At 59.8% G+C, this 20,712-nt stretch carries 18 protein-coding genes and 1 pseudogene; 7 read left to right on the top strand and 12 right to left on the bottom strand.

Going from position 1 to position 20,712, the window contains the following annotated elements:
• Positions 1 to 103 precede the first annotated feature (103 nt).
• Entirely contained in the window at positions 104 to 586 is a 483-nt protein-coding gene (locus tag G6N73_RS07905; RefSeq protein WP_165025718.1) for a hypothetical protein, read from the top strand.
• 221 nt (positions 587 to 807) lie between these two features.
• Positions 808 to 1,551 (top strand): thermonuclease family protein, encoded by a 744-nt coding sequence (locus G6N73_RS07900; RefSeq protein ID WP_343044568.1) that lies wholly within the window; start codon positions 808 to 810, stop codon positions 1,549 to 1,551.
• A 20-nt stretch (positions 1,552 to 1,571) separates the two neighbouring features.
• Here G6N73_RS07900 and G6N73_RS07895 read toward each other — a convergent pair whose 3' ends face one another.
• From G6N73_RS07895 to G6N73_RS07865, 7 genes are all read right to left on the bottom strand, one after another.
• Positions 1,572 to 2,243 carry an OmpA family protein gene (locus tag G6N73_RS07895; RefSeq protein WP_165025715.1) on the bottom strand — a complete coding sequence of 224 codons (672 nt, stop codon included), beginning with the start codon at positions 2,241 to 2,243 and terminating at the stop codon, positions 1,572 to 1,574.
• The gene (locus G6N73_RS07890) at positions 2,225 to 2,614 is read right to left on the bottom strand and encodes a hypothetical protein (protein WP_165025712.1); all 390 of its coding nucleotides are present in this window, start codon (positions 2,612 to 2,614) and stop codon (positions 2,225 to 2,227) included. Before G6N73_RS07890 ends, G6N73_RS07895 begins: the two co-directional genes overlap by 19 nt.
• A 128-nt stretch (positions 2,615 to 2,742) precedes the next feature.
• Positions 2,743 to 4,008, bottom strand: coding sequence for a hypothetical protein (locus G6N73_RS07885; protein WP_165025709.1), 1,266 nt, complete (start codon positions 4,006 to 4,008; stop codon positions 2,743 to 2,745).
• A gap of 116 nt (positions 4,009 to 4,124) precedes the next feature.
• Positions 4,125 to 4,367, bottom strand: a complete 243-nt coding sequence (locus G6N73_RS07880) for a hypothetical protein (RefSeq protein WP_165025706.1) — start codon at positions 4,365 to 4,367, stop codon at positions 4,125 to 4,127.
• A 36-nt stretch (positions 4,368 to 4,403) separates the two neighbouring features.
• A complete protein-coding gene (locus tag G6N73_RS07875; RefSeq protein ID WP_165025704.1) occupies positions 4,404 to 4,766 on the bottom strand; it encodes a hypothetical protein in 363 nt (120 codons plus the stop codon).
• Between the two features lie 175 nt (positions 4,767 to 4,941).
• Entirely contained in the window at positions 4,942 to 6,384 is a 1,443-nt protein-coding gene (locus tag G6N73_RS07870; RefSeq protein ID WP_165025701.1) for a hypothetical protein, read from the bottom strand.
• Between the two features lie 284 nt (positions 6,385 to 6,668).
• Complete coding sequence (locus tag G6N73_RS07865; protein WP_165025698.1) at positions 6,669 to 6,911, bottom strand: hypothetical protein; 243 nt, start codon at positions 6,909 to 6,911, stop codon at positions 6,669 to 6,671.
• Between the two features lie 83 nt (positions 6,912 to 6,994).
• On the opposite strand from G6N73_RS07865, the gene G6N73_RS07860 reads away from it, so the two are divergent.
• Positions 6,995 to 7,576: a PIN domain-containing protein gene (locus G6N73_RS07860; protein WP_343044567.1), complete on the top strand. Its 582-nt coding sequence runs from the start codon at positions 6,995 to 6,997 to the stop codon at positions 7,574 to 7,576.
• Positions 7,577 to 7,631: 55 nt separating this feature from the next.
• Here G6N73_RS07860 and G6N73_RS07855 read toward each other — a convergent pair whose 3' ends face one another.
• The gene (locus tag G6N73_RS07855) at positions 7,632 to 10,892 is read right to left on the bottom strand and encodes a TM0106 family RecB-like putative nuclease (protein WP_206078724.1); all 3,261 of its coding nucleotides are present in this window, start codon (positions 10,890 to 10,892) and stop codon (positions 7,632 to 7,634) included.
• 128 nt (positions 10,893 to 11,020) lie between these two features.
• Between G6N73_RS07855 and G6N73_RS07850 the strand changes: the two genes are divergently transcribed.
• The gene (locus tag G6N73_RS07850; protein WP_165025690.1) at positions 11,021 to 12,013 is read left to right on the top strand and encodes a helix-turn-helix transcriptional regulator; all 993 of its coding nucleotides are present in this window, start codon (positions 11,021 to 11,023) and stop codon (positions 12,011 to 12,013) included.
• A gap of 122 nt (positions 12,014 to 12,135) precedes the next feature.
• A complete protein-coding gene (locus G6N73_RS07845) occupies positions 12,136 to 12,315 on the top strand; it encodes a hypothetical protein (RefSeq protein WP_165025687.1) in 180 nt (59 codons plus the stop codon).
• Positions 12,316 to 12,487: 172 nt separating this feature from the next.
• Here G6N73_RS07845 and G6N73_RS38240 read toward each other — a convergent pair whose 3' ends face one another.
• On the bottom strand, positions 12,488 to 14,581 hold the full coding sequence (locus G6N73_RS38240; protein WP_206078723.1) for a DNA (cytosine-5-)-methyltransferase: 2,094 nt from the start codon (positions 14,579 to 14,581) through the stop codon (positions 12,488 to 12,490).
• A gap of 225 nt (positions 14,582 to 14,806) precedes the next feature.
• Here G6N73_RS38240 and G6N73_RS07835 point away from each other — a divergent pair, with 225 nt between their 5' ends.
• Positions 14,807 to 16,252 carry a DNA cytosine methyltransferase gene (locus G6N73_RS07835; RefSeq protein WP_165025685.1) on the top strand — a complete coding sequence of 482 codons (1,446 nt, stop codon included), beginning with the start codon at positions 14,807 to 14,809 and terminating at the stop codon, positions 16,250 to 16,252.
• Between the two features lie 521 nt (positions 16,253 to 16,773).
• On the opposite strand, the gene G6N73_RS07830 is transcribed toward G6N73_RS07835, so the two are convergent.
• Positions 16,774 to 17,181, bottom strand: a complete 408-nt coding sequence (locus tag G6N73_RS07830) for a hypothetical protein (protein ID WP_165025682.1) — start codon at positions 17,179 to 17,181, stop codon at positions 16,774 to 16,776.
• A 12-nt stretch (positions 17,182 to 17,193) separates the two neighbouring features.
• Positions 17,194 to 18,213 carry a hypothetical protein gene (locus G6N73_RS07825; RefSeq protein ID WP_165025680.1) on the bottom strand — a complete coding sequence of 340 codons (1,020 nt, stop codon included), beginning with the start codon at positions 18,211 to 18,213 and terminating at the stop codon, positions 17,194 to 17,196.
• A 570-nt stretch (positions 18,214 to 18,783) separates the two neighbouring features.
• Between G6N73_RS07825 and G6N73_RS07820 the strand changes: the two are divergent.
• Positions 18,784 to 18,975: pseudogene (locus G6N73_RS07820) on the top strand (tyrosine-type recombinase/integrase); the annotation flags it as partial.
• Positions 18,976 to 19,124: 149 nt separating this feature from the next.
• Here the strand turns inward: G6N73_RS07820 and G6N73_RS07815 are convergent.
• On the bottom strand, positions 19,125 to 20,558 hold the full coding sequence (locus G6N73_RS07815) for an IS1182 family transposase (RefSeq protein WP_165025677.1): 1,434 nt from the start codon (positions 20,556 to 20,558) through the stop codon (positions 19,125 to 19,127).
• Positions 20,559 to 20,712 lie beyond the last annotated feature (154 nt).

Here is a 20,712-nt window from a genome sequence, read left to right as displayed (position 1 = left end):
TGGCACGATATACTGTCAACTATTTTATCTGTAACGGTGTCAGCCGGACCCAAGATCAGCAGCCTTCAGCCGCCTCAGCAATGAGGGGACAGGAGTTTTGACGATGAAACAGGTGCTCTTGGCGGTCGGACTGCTGCTCGCTTGCGCTGTGTCGACTTCGGCTGCGGATTGGGGAAGCTACGGCAATGCTCGTTTCGGCTACTGGATCGACATTCCACCAGGGTTCTCGAAGGTGGAAGCGTCCGAAAACGGCGATGGCGGGATATCGGTGTCGCCTGACGGCGACACCGAGCTGAGGATCTGGGGCAGCCACATTACTGAGGGCGAATTCTTGTCAGAAGTCGGTTGGCGCATCGACCAGGACAAGGCGGAAGGCTGGGAGATAACCTACGAACGCAAAACGCGGCGGTGGGCTAGCTGGTCCGGTCGAAGGAGCGAGCGCGTTATGTACGAGCGAGCCATTCCGTTGTGTCGGGATCAGGCTGCCTATTTCCAAATCGAATACGATCGTTCCGACATCGAGCGAAACGGCCCCGTGGTGGAACGGCTGGTGAAGTCGCTGAGGCCGAACGGCGAATGCCGCTGAATGGCTATCTCGTGGGAGGTCGGTTTGATTAACCGAGGTACGCTCGACGAATAGCGGAATGCCGTGATTTCGGGCATAGTGTCCGAGGCATCAGGGGTTACATGGGCGAACTTATCCGAATTGGTCGGCGGCAAAGAAGCCGCTCGAAGGCCAGGCGTTCACGAGGGAGGACACCTCGAAGCGCTCGATGGCTGATTGCGGCTGCACTGCTGGCCGTGGGCGTGGCTGGATACGCAGGGGCAAACTTCCTCTCTGGCACTGGCGAGGCCCTTGGATTCGGGACGGTCCTGCGACAGACGACCTCCGCCTCAGCCGCCACCCTGGTTGGGCGTGCCTCCGTCATTGATGGGGATACTATCGAGATCCACCGCGAACGCATCCGTTTCAACGGGGTCGATGCGCCGGAGTCATCGCAGACATGCGAAGACGGCAATGCGAAAGCTTATCGCTGCGGTGCCAGGGCAGCGAATGCGTTGGATGAGTTTCTGAGTGCTTCGTCTCCGGTCCGATGCGAGTTCGTCGAGCGTGATCAATATGGTCGCTTCGTCGGCGACTGCTTCCGTGCGGACGGAACCAGCGTTCAAGAGGCGCTCGTCCGGAGCGGGTGGGCAATGGACTGGCCTCGTTACAGCAATGGCGCCTACGCAGGCCAACAGGAAGCCGCGAAGGCGGAACGGCTCGGAATCTGGGTCGGGGCATTCCAGCCCCCATGGGAATGGCGCGCCGCGCAGCGCGGTTCGAAAGAGGCACCGGCTCAGATAGCACCGCTTGTCGGGGTGTCGTCCAGCTCCATCCCTGGAGCCTGTGACATCAAGGGCAATATCAGTTCCAAGGGCGAACGGATTTATCACCTGCCTGGCCAGGAGCATTATGGCAGGACCAAGATCTCCACCAGCAAGGGTGAACGGTGGTTCTGCTCAGAGGCGGAGGCGCGCGCCGCCGGGTGGCGGGGCGCCCGTCGCTAACAAGGAGATCAGCGCCTTTCTCAATTCTCTGCGGTCGCAGCGTCGGTTGCCGCTGCGGTGCCATTCCGTTTTCGAACTCTGATCTCGATGCGCCGACGAGAGGCGACGTCGCCAGCCTGAGCGCCATTCGTCAACGTATCGTCCGGCAGGATCAACTGCGCGCCAGACATCGGGAGGACGGTGAGCCCGTCGAGCCCCGGCACGTCTTTCAGGATTTCAGCAACGGCAATCGCCCTGGCCAGGCCCAACCCCGCATTGTCAGCCGGACGCAGTATCTTCACAGGCGTAGCGCCACTGAGCACTCCCTGAAGCGCACCATCCAGGTTGGATTCGATCCCGGAGATTTTCTGTTCGTCGGTGTGCCCGATCACCTCGATAACGTCGACGTCATACCGAGCGGCAATGTCCGCGATCTGCTCGGCGGTTTTTCCTTGCAGGCTCGCGAGGAAGGCAGGGCTGAGTTCGGCGCTGCCGGACCGGAAGAAATAGCCGTTCGTTTCGCTGAGATTGATGATCGGCGGCCACTCGTGCGGCATGGCTTCACCGTCCGCGGCCTGCGCCTTGCGCACGATCTCCAGCAGTTGGTCCTCGGGTGTCTGTTCGGCGGGCGCGACAACGACCTGATCGCGCAGCACCTTGATCGCCGGCGCGAGCCTCTCGATGTCCTTCGCTGTCAGACCCTGTTCGAGCAATTCCTTGGCAGCGGGGGCAAGGATCTCGAAGATCTCAGCGTTGATTTCCTGTTCCTGGAGCTTGCGGAATGTTCGCCCCCAGCCCTCACCTCTTCAATGGTGACGTCCCGCGCCTTCAATTCGCGAAGGATAGGAGCCTGCTTCTTGACTTCCTCAAGCGTCAGCCCGGTTTCCACAATCTCCTCCAGTGAGGCCTTGGCGAGTTCTAGCTCGCGCCATTCCTTCTCGAGCGCATCCGGGTCAGTGACCGCCTTGCGAAAGACCTCGAGCTTCTCAGCTAGCAGGGCATTTGCGTCCTTCTGCGCCCTGAGTTCCTGCCCTATGGCAAGTTTGTCCGCCTTCGCCTGCTCGGTCGCCGCCTTCTCGCGCATGACGATCGCTCCGGCGGCCAGAAGGAGGCAGAAGACGAGCAGCAGCATCGACTCCGCCATCGTGAGGCCGAGGATCAGGCCGCGGCCATATCCTCGTTGCTCGCCCGATACTGATGTCCCCTGGATGCTCAACGGCGTTGCCACCAACGCTTGGCGTCCGTGTCTCCGGTCGAAGACTCAAGTTCGTCGAAATTGATGTCCACATTCACGCCAGTGCCGCTCTCGGGAGCCGTCCGCGCCGGCTCTACAACTTCCGCCGCTGTCGTCGCCGCGATGACCTCCTCCAAGGGCGCCGTCGGGACCGCTCCTGCCGCAGGATGATAGCTGCCGCCGTTCAAACCTCCAGACACGCCCGGGGCAGGCGCAAAGGACTCAAAGACGGCAGGCTTCGGAGCGGGGCGGAATTCAGCCACCAGCTTCTCGAGGAGCTTCTGAATGTCTGCGTTCTGCTGCTGGACATGCTGTGCCAGACCGTCCGTGCTTCTCTGAACGGCCGCAGAGGCCTCGACAGACCTCTCCATCATCTGAACAGACCTGCCCGTCGTTTCCACGATCTTGGCGACAGCCGCGGTGATCAGGTCCATGCGTTGAGCCTGCTCCCGGCTGACGGCCTCAGTCTTGGCACCGTAATCGACGACGATCTTTCCGAGTTCCTTGACGAGCGGACCGAGCTCGTTCTTGAGCACGGCTTCCGGAACCATGACCGCCTCCAGCTTCTTGGAGATCGCCTCCACCTGAGTGCCAAGCTGGGTCGTAGAGTTCGCCATCCCGCTGTTGGCCTTCTCGAAGACGTCACCTGAACTGTCGACCTTCTCAGCGATCTCGGAGAGCTTCGACGCGATCTGCCCGAAGCTGGCATCGATGGCCGAGCTGAGTTTGGACGATGCCGCCTCGACAGGCTTGATGGCCTCGTTGGCCATCTTCTCGAGCGCGTCCTTGAGCTGCACGCCTGTCGTGTCCGCCTGTTTGACGATCTCGTCGAAGCCTTCGCTGATCATTTGATTGCTGACGCGCCGGAAGTCCGCGAACTCCCGCGTTGCGTGCTCCAGTTCCGACCGCACGCGGCGCGTCATGTCGGCCAGTTCGAACCGTGTCGCGCGCTCGATGTCGAGGACGTCGCGCCGCGTCTGATTATAAAGGATGCGAAGGGCGATGCCGACGATCGTGGAGGTAATCGCGATGCCGAAGTTGCGGATGACATCGTCCGTCGATGCTGCCGACGTGAACTGATAGAGGGAAACTCCCATGCTCGACAGGGTGAACAGAAATCCCATGTAATAGAGGTTGTCGCCAGTCTGTTCTCCGTGCAGCCGGATCCGTCCTGCGAAGAGGGACAGTCCCAGATATCCGAACATCAGCAATATCGGGACCACCATGGCGACGAACGGATTCACGCCCCATAGCTTCGAAATCGCGATGAAAACACAGCCCGCGAAGGTGAAGGCGGCAAAGGTGTAGAGTGGCAGGTTCAGCAGAAATCCGCCATTCCGCTCCTCGGGTCTAACGTAACTCAATTCACGCCCTCCAGCCGCGGTGACGGCAGCATGTTGCCGTGTGACCGTTGTATCCATTCGGCCCAGAACTCGAGGTGATCGCGGCCGCTGAACGCCTTGGCCTCGCGGTCCACATACCAGACGGCGACATCGATCCCGTCGAGCGATGTCCGGTATTCAGCGTTCGCCGCGCTATCGGCGTAGGTATCGTACGCGATCCCCGACTTGTACTGGGAATAAAGGCTGGTGTGCTCAATCATGTCGGACGCCACGATGAGTTGCTTTGGTATGCCCGGCTAGTCGAACCGATCAAAGACCGAAAGCTTGATGTTCTGGATCGCCGCCATGATCGGTGACGCGTTCCCCGCCTGCCCATCCGAAATCTTTCCGGAGACTTCGTCGAGCGGCTTGCTGAAGGCCTCTTCCCACCGGCGCTGCCGTCGAACTGGATTATTCGTCCATTGGTCGACGGTGGAGCCATCTCCCGGATTGCAGCCGTCGAACATCTTGACGAGTTCCCCGGGCTTCTCCGTCAGTCCGTAAATTTCGAGCAACCCTCCGACTGGGATTGCCGAGACGGCCTTGCTGAACTTGTTCTTGACGTCGATCAGCGTCGTTCTCGAGATCGGGTCCGTCGTGTCGATCAGGAAAGCGTTCACGGCTATCGGACCGTCAATCGGGCACAGCGTTTGCTTATCAAGCTTCGCCTGGGAGTTGGCCCTAGCGTATAAATAGCCAAGGCCACCGATCAGGACGACGGATGCTAGCAAGAGGCAGACACCGCCTACGATGGCTCCAGTCCGGCCGCTTCCGCGGGTCCTTCTTCGTCTGCCTCTAGCCATTTGCGGCAGTCTCCGGATGCAGCCTGTCGAGTTCGCGGTACTGGTCGATGCCGTCGTCGCAGACAGCCGCAATATTCCTGATCTGCTCTGACAGCTCGGACTGAGCCTTCCGGATGGAGTCGGCGACGTCCCTGTCGGTCAGTTCGCTTTCCCCGGCCTTCGTCGGCTTGATGCGATCAAGCTTCCAGGCGTTGTCGAAGTACTTGGGAGCGTTGTCCGACCGGGCCTTCACGTTGGCTTCCCGATAACGCTTCAGCAGCACATTGGCGGTGCGCTCGAGCTGCTCCTGATATTGAACGAACAGCGAAAGGAGCTTCGCGCGATGGGCGATGATTGCGTTGTGTTCCCTGCGGCGCCCGCTCAGGTTCTTGATGATGAAGTCGACCTTTTCGTTGTGGTCGTCCCGGACGCTGAGAAGGTCCTCGATCAATTCTTCTTGGCGACTCGAATATTTGGAGCGTGCCGCGATCAGCCTTTTGTAGACGCCGGCGTACCCTGGATAGGGATCGCGCAGGTACCAGCCATCGATGAAGGCGAAGATCGAGAACATGAAGCCGATGCCGAACAGCAACCACGACTTGATGTCCGTGAGGCCCAGCGGATCGGTCAGGATCCTGTTCATCACGAGCGGACCTGCGTCCTCAAGGATGCTTCCGGTCACCTCGCGGTAATGGGCGAGTCCAAGGTTCAGGGCGACCGCCAGCCCTGCGTACAGGACGATGGAGAGCGCGCCTATCAGTTTCAGAAAGTATGACCGATGCGCGACGAGACTGACGCAGAAGAGCGCGAATACGAGTGCGATGCCGATGTTGAGGAACGAAAAGCTGAAGGCTTCCGTGATCCCGCCCACGATGCCCATGTCGCTTCCTTTGGCCAGGAAGATGCCGTTCATAATCGACTCGACGAGGAACAGGAAAAACAGGAACGAAATCTTGAAGAACCAGACGTAGCCCTCGGACACGCGCGGGGCCCGCGTGATCCGGTGCCGCTTCCGGAAATCGGCATAGTCCTCTTCGGCCGCGCTGAGGGCTCGCCTGAGCCCATGGAGCTCATTGCGGCCTTTGACGATCTCCGCCTTGAAATCCGAAACACCCTCGGCGTTGGCCCTGTGGAGGTCAGAAAACTGCCCTTCGAAATCCAGGCTGCCTAACCGTCCAGCAAAGAGCTGCAGCTGATCCTCGAGATTGTTGTAGGCGGTGCTCTTCGCATCCTCGAGCTTCCCAACTACCGCCAGTTCGATGTCGTCCAGTGATTTGGAACTCTTTGACGGCTGGTCGAGTGCTCCGCGGTTCTTCCCTTCCTCTGCCAGATTCATGTCCCTGGCGACGCGCTCGACGTCAAGGTTGGGGAATATTTCGGTCGTGACCACGAACTCGTGGCTTGACCCCCGAACCTTCTCCAATAGCCGATTGAATCCGTCGAATGTCTTCGCCAACGCCCCGCCCTGCCCCGTTACCGCTATTAGCCGTCCCTTTGGATCCTGTAGCAAGAAACGCGATGGGAACACTACATATTACTGTCGCCGTCCACCTTGATTGAACGGTCACTGCCTGCCCAATGACATAGACAGGCGACAAAATCTGTCGTAGGGCGGCGCGAACTACCTTGTTGCTGCAGATTCAGCGACTGATCCGCGCCGGGAATAATGTCGTGTGCGCGACCGGCGCTGCTGACACCAGAAAACCGATATCAGGAAGTAGGTCGTATCACTCTCGGCAGTCAGTCATTGGGGAGATTGTCGTCCTCAAGGGGACCGCCTCCCGCAAGCAGCGCCCTACCCTTCGGCGAAGAGCTAGCCCGGTCAAGTGTCACCTTGAATTGCCGATTGTCGTCGCGAATGATCTGCGGACCACGGCTAGCCGCTGCTTCTAGCAAATCATCGAACCTCTTACGTGCCTCGGGAACGTCCCAGACGTTGGAGTCCTTCGACGCACCCGATTCCTTGCCCAAACCAGTACTCATTGTGTTCCTTGTCCACAAGCAAACCGCGGATTAACGGAATGCCGGTGACTCCGACATAGGTTCAAGCTGTTTACATAGCATGGATGGTCGCCTTGAGCCCACTGCCTAGCATGTATGTCCTGGATACGAATGTGCTCAGCGAGCTTGCGCACAAACGGCCGAACCCCACCGTCGTCGACTGGGTGGCATCGGAACCTGCCGCCATGAGCATCCCGTTCGGCGCCGTGATCGAAATTGAAAGGGGCATCGTCAATCTTGCCAGCCGCGATATTTCCGGAGCGTATCTGTTTTCGGAGTGGCTGGGATCGCTTCTGGCCTCGGACATTGTGTTTCTGCCGATGGATTCAGACACTGCTCGCCTCTACGGAAGAATGACGATGGTACCGGCACTCCGTGACCTCTGGTTTCCATCCACGCCGCCCAAGAAGCTGAAATTGGGCCAAGACCTTTCGATAGCGGCGGTGGCGATCATCACGGGAGCCCCGATCGCGACCATGAACATCAAGGATTTCCTGCGGATCGACAGATATTTCCCGTTGCCGGGCCTCTACAATCCTGCGATGAGCGAATGGTGCATTCGGCCCAGGGTGCCCTCCGCAACGCATCAAGATGTGTCCGCACGCAAAAAAGATGATCGCACCAGCACAGCGTGTAGCTCCCGCTAGCGCGAGGTCTCCACCCGTCGGCTCACGGAGTGAAAGCAACAACCTTCCAGCTACGCTACCCGACAGCGCGCCGGTCGGCACGGTCACGAACCATGCAGAGCGAGTTCACAAGTCGCATTTCCTCGAGGGTCGAGCATTGGACGTCGAGCAGGCGCGGCGAGCAGAACAGCATGGCCAGCGCCTGCGCACGCGAGATCGCCACGTTCAGACGGTTCAGGCTGAACAGGAAATCGATACTCCGCGGCATCTCGGCGCCGCTGGAGGTCGCGAATGAAATCAGGCACGCCGGAGCTTCCTGCCCCTGGAAGCGATCCACTGTCCCAACGCGTGCGCCGTCAGGAAGTTTGGAGGTCAGCAGATTGACCTGAGCGTTGTAGGGAGAGACGACGAGGATGTCGTCGATCGTCATCTTCCGCTCCACGCCCTCCCGGTCGATGAACGATGCGTCCAAAAGCCGTTCGAAGGCAACGCATACGGCATCCGCTTCTTCAACGCTCTCCTGTGAATTCCCCTCATGCGCAATGTCGATGAAGGCCACTCCGGTGGAGGGCAATCCTCCTCCGGAGAACCGGATCGCCTGCCGCGCGGCGTCCTCGTCGCTTTCGAGGCGGCCGTCATAAGCCAAGCGCGAGACCAAGCTGCACACGTTTGGGTGCATCCGGCGCGAAACAGGCAGGAAAATGCCGCTGTCGACAGCGACTGCATGCTGTCCCTCGAGGAGGTATTCGAGCGTCGACGATGCAGTTTCACCCGGATGCACGCCCTGAATTGGCTGCGGCAGTTGCATCTGATCACCTACCAGCACGATGTTTCTGGCACAGCCGCTTGCGGCCATCAGGTTCGCAACCGAGACCTGCCCGGCCTCGTCGATGAAGATGTGGCTGAACGTGCCCGAGAAGTCAGGTCGGGCGAAGAGCCAGGCAGTTCCGCCCACGACGGAGGCCGTCATCAGGACCGTGTCCTCGTTCTTTGAAGTCGAGATGATCGTCGGGTCGTCAGGAACGTCTTCGGGTTTCGAGATCTTCTTAGCGATCCGGATAGGCCTCCCGGCCTCATGCGCCCTCTTCGCGACCTCGACCAGAAGGTTGTTGATCGCCTTGTGGCTGTGCGACATGACGGCCACCCGGCAGCCGTTCTGCACCAGATCGAAGATGGCCTTGGAACTCACATAGGTCTTGCCCGTGCCCGGCGGTCCCTGAATCGGCAGGCATCCGCCGTCGAGATTTCGGATCGCTGCTACGGTTTCGCCTACGCGCTCCCTTCCGGGGATCACTGGATCGCCAGCTACCAGTCCACTGATACGAGGGGCTTCGCGTCTGAGAAAATCGGCGAACGCGGAGCCCGTGAAGCCGGCTGCGATCAAGCTGTCCGTGGCCCTTGCGACGGCAGCTCGGAGTACCTTGGCGTCCAGAGGCTGTTCGGGAACGAGGTCAACGCTATCGGGCGGGTCGATGACCCTTGGAAACTTGACCGTGATCTCGCGTCGTTCGCGGTCGAGCGCGACGATGGTCGCCTTGCCCTTCAGCCCGCGCATGGCGGCGCCGCTGCCTTCCCGCATCTTCGTCTGCTGCGTCGGATAGCTGTATCTTCTCTCTGTCCCAGACGCTCGATCGATCGCGGATAGCCCGCCGATGCTCTCCAAGTCGTCGATCAGTTCCGCCGTCTCCCTGTCCTGGCGGTCGAAGTATTCCCACCAGGCTGGCTTGTCGGCGCGCTTGTGGAAGCCATTGAGCTCGAAAACCAGGTCGGCCAGCCGATCCCCGATATCCGACCTGCATGCATCAATGCGATTTCGGAGCGCAATCCGTTCCGGCTCCTCGACGGGCGCCGAGTTTTCGGCAGCGACCGGAACGAACCAAGGCATGTCCGACGGCCTGACTTTCGCCACCAGCCAATTTCGCAACCCTTTGGTGGATCGGCAATCCACCTCATTGTAGGCGCAGATGTCGTCGAGGATTTTCTGATCCCCGGTTTCGAGCCACTGCTCGTATGCAACGATGCTCGCGCCGGCGGTCGCAACCTCCCCTTCTCGCTTCTCCATGTAGAAGGCTTCGAGATCCTTGATCGAGTAGCCGGGCTCCGAAGCCACCAGACCCTGCTGGACGACGCGATACAGATCGACGAACTTCAGCGTCCGCAGCAGGTGATCGAGATGATGTTCGGCGACGCCATACTTGGTGGCCAGCCGCTTCAACGCCGTCACCTCGTAGTGGTTGTAGTGATAAATGTAGGCGTCGGGATGCGCGGCAAGATGCGCCGTGAAGAAGGACAGTACGCCGTCCGCCGCCTGTCGTTCCTGCTGCTCGTCGTGAGCCCACCAGGTCCGGAACTCCGGTTGGCCGCCCGTCTCATGGTACACGCCGAAGAGGTATTCACGTCCGCCATCCACCAGCGGATCGCCTTCCATGTCAAAGAAGAGATCGCCGTTCGCCGGACGTGGCAGGCGCAAGAGTCCGCGACCCGCTTCAAGAGGTCGCAAGACGAAAGAAGGCGGCCCGCCATCTCGTCGGGTGTTCTGAAGACGCGCCTGGGTCCGAAGCCTCCACAACACGGACTCCTGGATTCTGGCAAGGGGCTCCTCGCTTTCAGAAAACGCGCGCATCGTCGTGATCCCGGCAGTGGCAAGCTTCCTGCGCTGCTGCCGGGTCATTCCCGCAACCTTCACGAGGCTGTCCGTCGCGATCCATGATGCATCGCAATGCTCACGCCATCGGCAGAGCCCGCATGCTGAGACAGGCTCCGGTACGGTCTGCCAGGGGGTCTCGATGAATTGCTCAAGGCGCTCGGCCAACCGCGAGGCGTAATAGATGGCATCTTCGACAGGAAAGCTGGCCCGCTCGCCGCTTCCCAACTGCACATGGGCGGCCCCTGGAAGGGTCGCTTGGATGCCTGAAATAGCCCTTGAGTAGATGCTGAGCTGAAGGGCATGCTTGGGATCCGCACGACGCTTCAGTTTCGTATCGACCGCCTCATAGCCGAAATCGCCGAGCGCCGACGGACGCTCCACCCTCTCAAGGAAATCTGAGTATCCTTGCCATCGCCCGGTCCGAAGGGCTCCCTGATAGACGACGTCGAATCCTTCCCGCATGGCGGCTTCGGTTGCGGACGCGGCGTGATCGAAGTCGTGACCATTGCTCTCGATCACCACGACACGCCGTCCAGCCGAGGTCAACGTGGCCAGATAGGCAGCTTCGTGCTCGTGCCCCTTCTTCTGCAGGAGCAATGCGTCCTCGCTCTCTTCGGCGGGACTGATGCATTCGCCCCGAAGGAAAGCCAGGTCGAGAGCCGACGCGTGCTCGCAACCCTGAAAACGCATCAGGTCTGTCGGGGACAGTATGATTTCTTTAGTTCGTGACAGTCTCATTACGAGTTACCCAAGCCGACTGTGACAGTAACCATGCGCTAAAGGTATTGCGCGACAATTACTGTCACCCGAGGGGAAAAATGTCGTTCGAGAAGGCAAGGAAGCTCATCGAGCTTGCGGCTATGGTCCGCGCCCATCGTCAAGGGGTGACCCTCGACGATGTCGTCGATCGGTTCAACGTCGCAATGCGCACGGCGCAGCGAATGGTCCACTCCCTCGAAGACATGTTCATCGACACGGAGAGCTTCACCGATGAATTGGGTCGCAAGCGCTGGCGCATGCGCGGCAACGGGCTGCGAGATTTCCTGACGGTTACGGCCGAGCAGACAGCCGCATTGGAAGTCGCCATCGATGCCATGGTTCGCGAAGGCGCGACTGCCGAAGCCGCGCATCTCCGGACGATCCGCGACGTCGTGCACGCGCTTGTCCCCGACAACCGAGCCATTCGCATCGAGACTGACCACGAAGCTCTTCTCGAAGCCATGGGGCTTCTGGCGCGTCCGGGTCCCCGCCCGCTGGTCGACGACTCCGTCTCGGCCGTCGTCGCTGAGGCGATCAAGGGCTGCACACTGATCGAATTCGACTACACCTCCAACGACGGCAGAACCCGAAGGCGTACTGTTGCGCCGCTCGGAGTGCTCATCGGCAACAGGAGGTACCTGGTCGGCCGTGACGGCGATGATGACGACGGCAGGCCGAAGCATTTCCGCATGGACCGCATGTCGGATGCCCGCAGCACCAACCGGTCCTTCGTCCGCCCAGAGAAGTTCGACGTCCGGCAGTTCGCTGCGAAGGCGTTCGGCGTATTCGAACGGGAAGATGAGTTCGGCGAGGTCGTTTTGAGATTTTCCGCCGAGGCGGCGAGCGAGGCTCGATCTTACGAGTTCCACCCGTCGCAGACTGTCACCCAGTTGGAAGATGGCGGACTCGAAGTCCGATTTCATGCCTCCGGACACCTTGAGATGGCATGGCACCTCTACATGTGGGGTGATAAGGTCGAGGTCCTAGCGCCCGAACGGCTGCGTAATCTGGTTGGCAATCACCGTCGCGGCGATTTTCCGGCTCTCCCCTAGCCGGTTTCTAGGTTCCCTTCGCATCCGCACCGTGGAAACCACGGCGCCTGGACCGCGCAGCCGCATTTTGATGCATGCCCCTCCGGGCGGATTGATGGCAGATTCACTCGGGAGAACCGCCAATGTCGCGCACACGAACGATCGTTAACGACAGCGATATCGTCACGCGTTCGGACGGAACCAAGAAGTGGCGCCGCGACGCCAGGCTTTACCGCGAGGACGGGCCTGCCGTCGAATTGCCAATGGGTATCAGGAGTGGCGCTTTTGCGGCCAGCCGTATAGCGAAGACGGTCCGGCCGTGATCTGGTCGGGCGGATACGAGGAGTGGTACCTCAGCGGCGATGACGTCACGCGAGAGGAAGTGCTCGGGCGCGTGCCCAGCCTATAGCGATATTATCGCTTGCGGCACCGGAACCTAGATCGTCAGGTCCGTGCCGCCCCAGTATCAAATCACGTCCCGCGATCCGCAGTCAACTACGCCAAACACCGAAGCCTCCTCAAATCCAGTCCCCGCCCCGTGGGAATCGGAGACGCTAGCGCCCGCTCCAGATTTACCTCGGACCCGGTGAGCGCCCGCATGATCGCCAGTCCCATTGCACGAGCCATCCTCGGTGGGAACGCGTTCGCAATCTGTCGAAACTGCTGCTGCTTGCTCCCGCAGAACTGCCAGTCGTCCGGGAAATCCTGAATCCTGGCCATCATGCGGAGGGTCAATTTCGGGAGAACATTCGCTGGAGAATTCTCGTCAGGAATCGACTTCGCCAGACCGCTCGGTTCGACGCCCAAGACAGTCCAACTTTCCCGACTCTTTTTTTGCGCGAGATCGATGCCCTTCTTCTTCTGGCTGCCACCGATCAGCGTCGGTGCGAGGCCATTGGCTTTCTCGGCCCATGCATCGACGTGCTTCCAGCCCTTGGCACCCACTAAGTCCTTGAGGGTCTGGCCGACGGTTGGTGGCGCAGTCCGAAGCGGTGTCGGCCACCTGAACCTGTGCATGATGCCGGGCTGGAATGCTACCAGGATCGCCCGTTCGCGCTTCTGACACAGTCCGAACTCAGGCCCGTAAAGTGTCCGCCACTCGGCGTCGTAACCCATGGCGGCCATTTCGGCGAGGATTTCAAGCCGATACATGCTGTTGGTGCCATGAAGCGCGCCCGTCACATTCTCCAACATGACCGCCTTCGGCCGAAGCTGTTTCACGAGCCCCAGTGCCTCGGGGAACAGGTCCCGCTCGTCGTGCCTGCCCATGCGCTCGCCGGCGGCCGAAAATGGCTGGCAAGGCACCCCACCCGCGAGGAGAGCGATCCCTTTGTAGGCTGCGAGATCGAGCTCCCTGAGGTCCGCCTGCACGACGTTCCATCGAGGCTTGTTTAGGCGCAAAGTCGCCGCGGCATCCTTATCGATTTCGACGAGGCCAGCATGCGCGAATCCTGCGGCATGGAGCCCGAGGGCCTGGCCTCCCGCGCCGGCACAGATCTCAAGGACCGATACGCTCTGCTCAAGTTCGGGCGCAACGCGATCATCATCGCTTACGGTATCGAGAGGCAGCCTGCCGCTGAGGCGCAATCGCCTGCGCGATGCACGCGGATCGTTGTCCCTGTCGTGGCCAAACGCCCACGCCAAATCCCAGACCAGCAACTGGTCGATCTTGAGCGGAGCGCTGTTCGGCCAGTCCCAGTCGAGGTCCACGAACAGATCACGCCGGGCAATACGGTCGAGTGCGGAAACAACTCGCGGCCACCCTGCCCTTTCGACATCGAGTTTGGGCGTCTCGGATGTCGCGAGAAGATCGCCGTCGAGGAGATCTGGCATTCGCGCACGCAGCTCCTGCGCCTTCCGGCAGAGCTGTTCGACACGAGCAATCGTCGCCTCAGACCTGTCTTCAAAGGCCTCGATGCTCGAAAGCTCAAGGAGCTCGTTGATCATTCCTTCCAGGTCCTGCAGCCAGCTCGTCGCTGCCTGGCGCGCCTTCTTCGCGGCGGAATTCTTGAACGCCCTCTCCCGTGATTGATCAGGACTCTCGCTTCGCACTGATTCAGCCAATCCGATATCTCTTTTCAGGGCGCGCAGCTCCTTTGGCTGGAGGCTACGACCCGAGCGGATCATCGAAAACGCTTCGCGCCGAACGGTCTCGTTCTGCTGAGCGAGTTCGAGCATCACGGTCACGGCTACGCCGCTGTCGATTAGAATTTCACGCTGCTTTCCGAGCACGGAAACCAGCTTCGCGTACTTGGCGACGTCTTTGCGCGGCACTTGGCACTCGTTCGCAAGGAAGGCGGCAATGCTTGCTCGCGGCAGCCTCTCCTCTAGGCTCTTCCAGAGGTCGCCAATCCGGAAAGCTTCCCGTGCCTGCCTGGCGCGCCACGTCACTACGGACTTCTTCAACTTGACGAGTTCCCGGCCGTACGCCGCTTCGAAACCGCGATCAAGAAGCACGGCTTCCGCATCGTTTTGGGCGATCGCGTCAGCTCGATCGTCCCCTGCCTCCAACGCCTGCGCAGCCTGTTCGGCTACGGCTTCCACCAACGGCTCTTCAGCAGCCGGATTGATAGCTTCGTGTCGATCCACCTAGTTCCCCTCCACCTGGAAATTATTACAGATCAAGGGGCTACAAGAAGACGCTTTGAGATGACGTTAGAGATACCCGTAAAATTCGAGGCAATATTTCTGCCCCAAATCGCCCATTTAACGAGCCCTTACCCAATGCCTCTATTTTGGCGGTGTTCCTCAAACGATATCGAAACCCGGCTGCCCTACGTCTGTCCGCCTAACCACAACGAGGGAGGAGTTAGAATGAAGGTAGTCGATCTATTTTGTGGTTGTGGCGGCTTCAGCCACGGAATGAGAAAAGCGGGTTACAACATCGTCGGGGCGTTCGACTTCAAGCCGGAGGCCCTTGCGGTCCACGCCGCGAACAATCCTGCCCTGGGCCCGTCCCCGATGCCAAAATGGATGGCTCATCGATATCGGAAGAAGCGCGAGTTCGTGCACGCGGATCTTGGCAATCTGCTACAGTGGGTGCCGGAGATCAGCCAGCTGAAGCCGGACGTGATCGTCGGCGGCCCGCCCTGTCAGCCATTTTCTCCGTTCGGCAGACGCGGCGGCGACAACGACGAGAAATCCTTATTGAGCTTGGCGTTTACGATCATCACGACATCAGTCCATCCCCGATTTTTCATCATGGAGAACGTACCCGAGCTTCAGAAGACAGAAACTTTCCGCAAGGTGACGGAGCTATTTCGCAACTCGGGCTACGGCCTGACGCAGCGTGTCGTGACGACAAGCGACTACGGGTCGCCCCAGAACCGGAACCGTCTGATCCTGGCAGGTTGTGTCGGAGAAACCGACGGTTGGCTCAACGAATACCTGGACCAGACGCGGCATGAACATAAGCCTGTTATCCGAGACGTTCTGGGCGAAGGCTTCGGGCCGCTCTTTTTCCGGCGAGGCCATTACGCCGGGCAACGCAGGTCGTTTTTCAGGACTGACGAACGCTGCCCCACGATCACCTCCACGACAGGAAGGGGGACGCGCTCGCCATATGTGCTGAGGCCGGCCGACATCCGCGTCCTTCGGTCAGTGGGTGAAGGAATTACTGTTCTTGGAAAGGGTCCCGACTACGTCCCTCAGGCGGGGGATACGATTCCTGCCAGGAATCTTCCCGTCGGCGGCCAGGAAGAGCTCGCGTTGCTCGCAAGCTTTCCCGCCAACTGGAAGTGGGCGCCGGAAGGCGGACGGGCGCCGACCAAAGCCGACGTCATGCAGATGATCGGGAATGCGGTTCCGCCCACTTTGTCCGAAGCAGTCGGTGAGAGCTTGCGGCTATACCGCATCGGCAAAATGGAGGAGACACCTGACGTCCCCGATTCGATCCACCCCCTGTTCTACGAGTGGCTACGGGACGACAAAGCCTTTGACGAGACCCGTATCGAATCCGTGCGCCGTCACGGTGCACGGGCACGGGCCCTGGTTGCTCCTCGCGCGCTTTCGATGCCGGAACAGGAACTCAAAGCCTTCGATCAGATCGTCAAGCTGAGACCTCTGATCGCCAATGACCCGGATCAGGCGGCGATGCGTGAAGCCATGTATCTTGCCTATGAATGGTCACAGGCTTTGGAAGGGAGGCCTCCAGAGGGTTTGTTTTCCGATGACTTTGAGAACGAACCCGCAGCTGAAGAGTATAGCGGCCCTCCTACTACACGGCTCGCGCGACTTCTGAACGCTTCGGCTCCGGCATAGATTGGTCCAGATTCTGGCTACGCGGGGTCTACGTGCCGATCCCGTCAAGAACATCAAACTTTACGGGGTCTATCTCGCGCGTTGGCGAGATGGACCCCGTTCTGTAGTAGCAACCATGAGGGCCGCATTTCGTCCTGTCGCGGGCTCCTGAAGGGCGATCACAGAGCAATTCAGCGCGGTCAATACGAAGGCGCGGCGCATGCCCCGGCGCTTCGCTTCCTCCAATATCTCGTCCGCGGTCCGATACGTCATTGGGTCACTTTATCCTCCAATCGGAGTGCGACCGACCGGTTGTTGTTTGCTGGCGGAGCCATAGCATGATGGGCGTCGCGCGGCCCACAGCAAACAGGGATGCGGAATGCGCAATTCACTACTTCGAAGATGTTGCGGTTATGGTTGTTCGGGAAGCTCGGCGTAACCGCCAAGATCAAGGGGGACGAAAGAATGATTCCAGACCGGATCGTTACAGAATATCCTGCGCGATGCATAGATCTGTTCGACATTGCGTACGCAGGCGGCTATTAAAGTATTCCGAGACTTTTCAACACGACAACAGCCCAACCCGCAATGAACCCTGGCAGCATGCTGTAAAGGATCCAATGCAGGATCCAGATCGCCACTTGCTGAGATTGCGGCAGGGACGTCGAATCGCCGTATAACATGGCAAAGACGATCGCGCCTGCTATCAGAACCACCGAAAGGATGGCTAGGGTTCTAAACCAGAGACCCGCCGCAATCGATATTACAAATATCACAAAGAACAATAGCATCCACGACCGATGCCCGTCGATCCAACCGTTATGATAGAATGGGTCCGGGAAAACCTGCAGACCAAGGAGGCCGTTGCCAGCGAGGATCAACAGGCCGGTGACCCCGAAGACGACTAGATCGGCGATCTTGTCGACAAGTTTTGCGCCAAGCGACGACATCGGGAGCAGTCCTTACATAGGGCAACTGTTGAGATCGAAATCGACCGCGAATGGCGAGTAGGACTTCACCCTATAACAATATGTGACTTCGTTTGAACGGACCATGATCGGGTGATCAACGAGAAAGATCGATCCGTCGTACAGGCCGCCCAACGGCATTTCCTGAGTAAAATCTCGGCTGCTGAAGTCGCGGATAGGATCTTTTGACTTCTCTCTGAAATTCGAGACAAAGGAAGCGTAGTTGTCGACGCTGTTTGCCGCCTTGGTATCCGCTAGCGCTTCCAGCGCCGGTATGAAGATGGATGCTGACGGTGCGGCATCTCCGGACAACGCGACAGCCGTTTCAAACCGCACATTGTCACCTTCGCGCCTCGCCACCGAACTGACCGTGAGATTGAAGCCCGCTCCGCTGATTTCCTCCCTGATAGGGTACACATTCGAGTTCGAAGCGCTGACATTCACCGCAAAGGCCGGACCGGATGCCAGGCCTTGTTGCTGCAAGAACGCAGCCAGATTTGGCTCCAGCCTATCCAGGGGCATGGCGGTAAGTTGCGCATAGGTTGGAGGCTCGGCCTGCGCTACTGTGGCATCCGTCATCCAGACCTTTGGCGTGATCTTCTCATTCGTGAACGCGTTCAGCTCGGTCGACCGCGGTTCCGGCTTCTTGATGCTCAGCACCGTCCTCGTCCGGGACTGACGATACACCGAACCGGGAGGGAACTTGTCCATTCTGATGCCGGCGAGCTGCCAGTAGACGTTCTGTATATCGTGGGAACCTACGTTCTCAACTTCGTAGCGCAGGCAAAACTCAGCGTTGTTGCCGGTCGGTGCCATGTCGGAGAACGACCGAACGGGGTACGTCTCCGTAGAGTTATAGAATTCGCTCTTCTCAGAAAGGATTTCCCCGCCGCTTTCGGGAAGTCCTCCGTCGTCATTTTTTGTAAGGCAGGCCGCAGGACTCGAGCCAAATGACGCCGTCGGCGCAAACATGCCAAAACCCAACAGGCCCAGAAATACAACCAAGCGTCTCATGGAAGCCCCACCCCAGCCGATGAACACTACAATAGCCAGATTGGTTCAACTGTCATCGGCAAGTTTTCTCAGTCGAGTGTCAGGTGCAGTCCTCGTCTCGGCTTACCCGCTGCCGTCGTGACGCCGAATGTGCCCCGATTGGCACGCAACCCGGTCGCGCTAGGGTGCATCCCTGATCTCGAACCTGCATTTTTTGGATTGGGCTGCCTTTGCAAACGACCCGCAAGATTCTGTTGCGGTCAACACAAGCGGGGCCTCACGAGGATATTCGTCGAGCCACCGGCTCCGCCTATTGTTACGCCTATCGTCAGCTCCAGCGGCAGGCAACACCCCGAACAGATCTCGAACTACTGTACCAGTACCCGCCGGCTGTTCGCTCCGATCGAAGGCGTTCGGAGCCCTAGACAATAGCCTCTGGGTTCTTCGCCACTATTTGGCGATCAAGTTCGCCACCGCGGCGTCGTTGACCGGATCAGCCCAGTTCGCCTTTGAACGGAATCTTCTGATCGGCGTGCCGTATTTCAACTACTACGCGGTTCTTAATACGTGCAGGGCTTATCTCCTGAAGCGATCGGTCTTCGCCCCGAGGATTACGGTACGCATTCGCTTCGTCGGACCAAGGCCTCGATCATCTACAAGGCAACCGGCAACCTTCGAGCCGTCCAAATCCTGCTTGGCCACACCAAGATCGAGAACACTGTTCGATATCTCGGCGTGGACGTCGAAGATGCCCTGACCCTCGCGGAGAGAACTGAGGTCTGAGTTCGAAAGCGGATTTCGCTTCCTGGTGAGAGGCCGCAATGGCGGCTACAGGTCATGCGGAGATCAATTTTCGCATGACCTGGACGGGTGGAGGCTGTGTGGAAACGTCTTTGTCAGGTGGTCTGGTGACGCGCAGACGATGTGAGGGTTCAGGCCCTCATTGCCTTCATCAACTCCGGCGCTCCGAGGATGGCGATCGCCCGTTTGAGGTTGTAGGCGAGGACGTGGAGGCTCATCTCGGTTCCGACATTGCGCAGCCGGCGGGTAAGGAAGTGACCTCGGCCCATCCAGTCCTTGATGGTCCCGAAGACATGCTCGACGGTTTGCCGCCGAACCCGCATGGCATCGGGCATGCGGTCGAGCCTGGCCTGCATGGCGTCGATCACCTGCTCATGCTCCCAGCGCCGGATGCGCCGAAGCTTCTCGGGCGTACAGCGAGGCTTGAGTTCGCAGGTCGAGCAGGCGGTCAGATGACGATAGAAGATGATGTCGCCTTCGCGGTCCGATCGGTATTTGGCTCTGGTCAGTTCCTGTCCGGCTGGACAGACATACAGATCCCGGTCGGCATCAAAGACGAAGTCCTGCTTGCCGAAGAAGCCACGTTTCAGGCCGCTTGAGGTGAGCGACTTCGGCACGATGGCCTTGATGCCCGCCTCGTCGCAGGCCAGCACTTCCTCGCCCGAGAAGTAGCCGCGATCGGCCAGCACGGTCAGTTCATCCGCGCCGGTCGCCTCCCTCGCTTGCTGGCCCATGTTGGTGAGCTGGGTGCGATCGTGACCGACATTGGTGACCTCGTGGGCCACGACCAGGTGATGCTTCGTGTCCACCGCCGCCTGGACGTTGTAGCCGACAAGTCCCGTGCCCTTGCCGTTGGTGGCCATGGCGCGGGCATCCGGATCGGTCAGCGAGACCTGGCCGTCGGGGGCTGCCTCGACGGCTCGCTCCATCGCTTTCAGATCGCGCATCTGCTGACGCAGGCGTTCGAGGCGCTCCGTCAGGCGATCCCTGCGCATCTCCGCCACCTCGTCCTCCTGACGATCGGCCGTGTCGAGCATCGACAAGTAGCGCTCGATGCTTGCTTCGATCTGCTCCACCCGACGGCGGATTGCGCCAGGCGTAAAGTTCTTGTCGCGCGTGTTCACCGCCTTGAAGCGACTGCCGTCCACCGCAACCGTGCCGCCGGCGATCAGGCCGATCTTGCGGCACAGCACCACAAACTGGCGGCAGACGGCCCGGATCGCCTCACCATTGTCACGCCGGAAATCGGCGATCGTCTTGAAGTCGGGCGCGAGCTTGCCCGTTAGCCACATCAATTCGATGTTGCGGCCCGCCTCACGCTCCAGCCGTCGGCTCGACTGCACCTGGTTGAGGTAGCCATAGAGGTAGAGCTTCAGCATCGTTGCGGGGCTGTAACCCGGCCGCCCCGTCGCCGCTGCCGCGGTAAAGCCCAAATCGCTCAAATCCAGTTCGTCGATGAAGACATCGACGACGCGGACCGGGTGGTCTTCGGCGACATAATCATCGAGGCATTCCGGCAAGAAAAGCTGTTCCTGGCGGTCCTTTCCCTCAATGAAACCCGCCATGCCGAATCCCCGCTCAACCCGTAGTAGACTAGCATGAGCGGGAGTTTTCACACAGCCTCGGTGGTGAGCAGTCTTCCACGGCCGACACGCGGGACGGCCAAAAATGCAGACAAAAGCGGTCATTCTTGCCAGAGCTGGCCGCAAAGCCGCCAAT

Source organism: Allomesorhizobium camelthorni, assembly GCF_011045125.1.
Lineage (GTDB): Bacteria > Pseudomonadota > Alphaproteobacteria > Rhizobiales > Rhizobiaceae > Allomesorhizobium > Allomesorhizobium camelthorni.
This window is presented reverse-complemented; position numbering and strand designations above follow the sequence as displayed.